The sequence below is a fragment of the Mesotoga sp. UBA5557 genome (assembly GCF_002425715.1).
Lineage (GTDB): Bacteria > Thermotogota > Thermotogae > Petrotogales > Kosmotogaceae > Mesotoga.
Map to the genome: position 1 here is coordinate 1 of NZ_DIMV01000078.1, position 3249 is coordinate 3249.

General features: G+C 44.8%; 4 protein-coding genes. 3 read left to right on the forward strand and 1 reads right to left on the reverse strand.

Annotated elements, in window-relative coordinates:
- The first annotated feature begins 167 nt into the window (after positions 1-167).
- The 3 genes from B3157_RS10950 to B3157_RS10960 are packed head-to-tail and all read left to right on the forward strand — an operon-like array spanning position 168 to position 2764.
- The gene (locus B3157_RS10950; protein WP_292590495.1) at positions 168-386 is read left to right on the forward strand and encodes a hypothetical protein; all 219 of its coding nucleotides are present in this window, start codon (positions 168-170) and stop codon (positions 384-386) included.
- Entirely contained in the window at positions 370-894 is a 525-nt protein-coding gene (locus tag B3157_RS10955; RefSeq protein ID WP_292590498.1) for a tetratricopeptide repeat protein, read from the forward strand. Before B3157_RS10950 ends, B3157_RS10955 begins: the two co-directional genes overlap by 17 nt.
- A gap of 40 nt (positions 895-934) precedes the next feature.
- Complete coding sequence (locus B3157_RS10960; RefSeq protein WP_292590500.1) at positions 935-2764, forward strand: hypothetical protein; 1830 nt, start codon at positions 935-937, stop codon at positions 2762-2764.
- Between the two features lie 405 nt (positions 2765-3169).
- Here B3157_RS10960 and B3157_RS12820 read toward each other — a convergent pair whose 3' ends face one another.
- Positions 3170-3232: an SUMF1/EgtB/PvdO family nonheme iron enzyme gene (locus tag B3157_RS12820; protein WP_292592216.1), complete on the reverse strand. Its 63-nt coding sequence runs from the start codon at positions 3230-3232 to the stop codon at positions 3170-3172.
- Positions 3233-3249 lie beyond the last annotated feature (17 nt).

The following is a 3249-nucleotide window of genomic DNA, read 5'->3' on the forward strand; positions in this document are numbered from 1 at the left end:
ATTATATCACTTTGCCATCCTTTGGAGAGAGTAATCTCTCTTGTGTTAAATAGGGTCAGACTCCATTTTCACACTAGTCTCTAGGGTACTACACAAGATTCACGGAGATAATGCAACAACTCGTCAGAAATGACCCCGGGAGACTGGATTGGCAAAGAGATTTAGGTGTGAGTTTGAACAACATCGGAAGGATCTACGAAGACTTCGGCGAAACTGAGAGGGCTCTAGGATACTATGTTAGGTCTAATGAAATTTTGGACGCCCTGGCTAAGAAAGATCCATCCAGGATGGACTGGTGGAGAGATCTGGGTGTGAGTTTGAACAACACTGGAATGATGTACGAATTTCTTGGCGAGGGAGAGAGCGCGATTGGATCGCTACACTAGATTCATTGAAATAATGGAAGAACTCATCCGGAAAGACCCTGACAGAATCGACTGGCAGAATGACCTCTCGGTAGGTCTCAGTAACGCAGGAAATATATGCAGAAACCTAAGCGAAAACGACAAGGCTCTGGAGTATTTCGCTAGATGCGTTGAGATACGAGAAAATCTAGTTAAGAAAGACCCCGATAGGACTGAATGGCAGAGAGATTTGGGAGTGAGCCTTAACAACGTCGGAAGTCTGTACGAGAACCTCGGTGAGCTTGAGAAGGCTTTAGGTTATTACAAAAGGGTTCTGGAAATAAGAAGAACTCTTGTTGATAAAGAACCTGGAGTTGTCGACAGGTGTGTAGGTCTCGCCTTTGCACTTCTAGACATGGCGAGGATTACCCAAAACGACGATCAGAAAAGAGAATTCGAAATGGAAGCACAATCAATAACAAGATCACTTTTACAGAGCGGTGCGAAACATCGCGAACTCAATGTATTGAGAAGCTTCTTTTCATCATGAATACTGAGTATAAGAAAACCGAGAGACAGGAGGTATCCATATGGAGAGTCTCGTAAAGTGGGGTAACTGGAAGTTAATCGGAATTCTCTTTGTTATATGCTACATCATCGGAACTATCGGCTGGGCATTGTACGAACCTTCGCTCCCTGTCTCTTCGGCATTGTACAAATCGATTCAGTTGTTCTCATTGAACACGAATTTTCCAGTGTATCCAATCCCCTGGATTCTTGAGATTGCGAGATTCTTCGCTCCGATAATAGCGGTTGCAATTGTCTTGAAGTTGATTATCTCTCTGGTCTGGAAGACAACCAGAGACCTTAAGTTACTTGGGATTAAGAATCATATAGTCATCTGGGGACTGAACGCTGAAACAAATTATCTGCTTGAAAACCTCCTCGGAAACAGCAGCAGAATCGTCCTCATCACTAGCACGCATGAAATGAGCGACTTTCCAGCCTTAAAACCTGCAAGGAGGCTAACAGTAATATTCGCTGACGAAGCAGAGAGTCTCTCAGACAAGACGAGACTTTGTCAGAAAATACACCTGGAGTCGGCGAAAAGTGTCTTTGTCATGACCAGTGATGATGCGAATAATATTGAAACTGTCGAGAAGATAGAGGCCTATCTTGACGGATGTGAGAAGAAAAGAGTAGCACTGGAAGCGAGAAAAACTGAAAACATAAATTGTGAACTGCAGGTCTTCGTTCACATAGACGATGAGCATACGATGAATTTCATGAAGCACTGCAAGGGTAACGACGCAAAGAGAAATGTGTCCATATCATTTTTCAACACGAAGAGAATGCTCGCCCGGCATCTTATAGACAAGTTCTCTCCCGACAGGTACAGAAGAATACGTGAAGGTGATTCCGTACCCGCCACAATCCTTGTAGTCGGTCTGAGCGATCAGGGCGCGAAGATCATGACGGAAGCGGCTCTGTTATACCATTTTGCGAATCACGTAAAACCGAGAATCGTTGTATCTGATAGAGATGTGAAGAGAAGGATGAGGTCGATCTACGAGAACTACCCGTTACTGGGGAACGTCGCGGAAATAGTAGAAGTGGAGTTTCTTGACCTTATCAGGAGTGAAATCGACTGGGAAATCTTCTCAACAGTTTCCTCGTGCTTCGTAACGACAGAAAACGAGGGAGAGAGTTCGTTCGTTGCCAGAAAGCTCAGGCAGATTTTTGAGGTAAAAGCAGACAGCGATGTAGAGGGCCATGGCAGAAAAGTTTCAACAGTACCAGCAATAGTAGCCGTAATACCTATACTTTCGAGGTTTTTAGACATAGTTCCAGAAACCAGAGAAAAGCTGGAGACCGTGAATATAAACATCTCAAATCCAGGAGAAGTGCTCAACACGGATAACCTGTTCTCAACTAACGAAGAAATAGAAAAGATAGCCATGTACTTTCACTGGGAGTACAACAAGGGAAAAGATAAGACACTCGACAAGGTCTGGAACGAACTGGAAGATTCCGAAAAAGACTCCAACCGTTACGCTGCAAGACACTTGCCGATCAAACTGAGGTTTCTGGGCGCGAAGATAACCGATACTGCAACTGATTGCCCAACATTCAATCAGAATACAGTCACAGAAGATCAAAAGAGGACAATGCACATTATGGAACACAGAAGATGGATGGCATATAGAGAACTTAACGGATTCGTTTATGGCCAAAAGTGGTTCAAAGAAGATGGAAAATCGAACAAGGAGGTCATGAACATCTTAATGATAAACAACAGCATAAAATCATGGGATGAGTTGGAACCGAATATCAAGGAGATAGACTCGCTTTTTGCCAGTGCTGGCCAGGCAATAGCGGAACTGAATAAGAAAATCGTGGTAGACTGCCACAAGAGCTAAAGAGAATAATAATAATATCCATTCAGGAGAAAGAACCGGGAGGGCTCACGTTGCCAGAAAGACAATTAATAGTATTCATAAGCTACGGTCGTGACGACGATCATGAAGAACGCTAAGTCGAAAAACACCTTCAAGGAGTATCGAATTAAACCTTAATTATCCATAGAGTCTCCAATATCTCCTGCGTCTTGTCGCGCTTGCGGGCTACTCCGTGCCCGACGCTCGCAGCCGCAGCAAAGGGTAAAAATGTAAAAAGGCCAGAGTGTAAATCAGAACACCGTCCTGCAAATACGGAACCCGAGGTAGCTGCCCGCGTAAGTGGGCGAGCTGTGGCCGCGATACGCTACCCGTACGACCGCCGCATTGTTGTAACAGCCACCGCCACGATTCACCCGATAGGAACCACTATTGCGAGCTGCAGTATCCTCCATACCAGTCAGAGCACCACTCCCATACGTTCCCGGACATATCGTAGATTCCAAGCT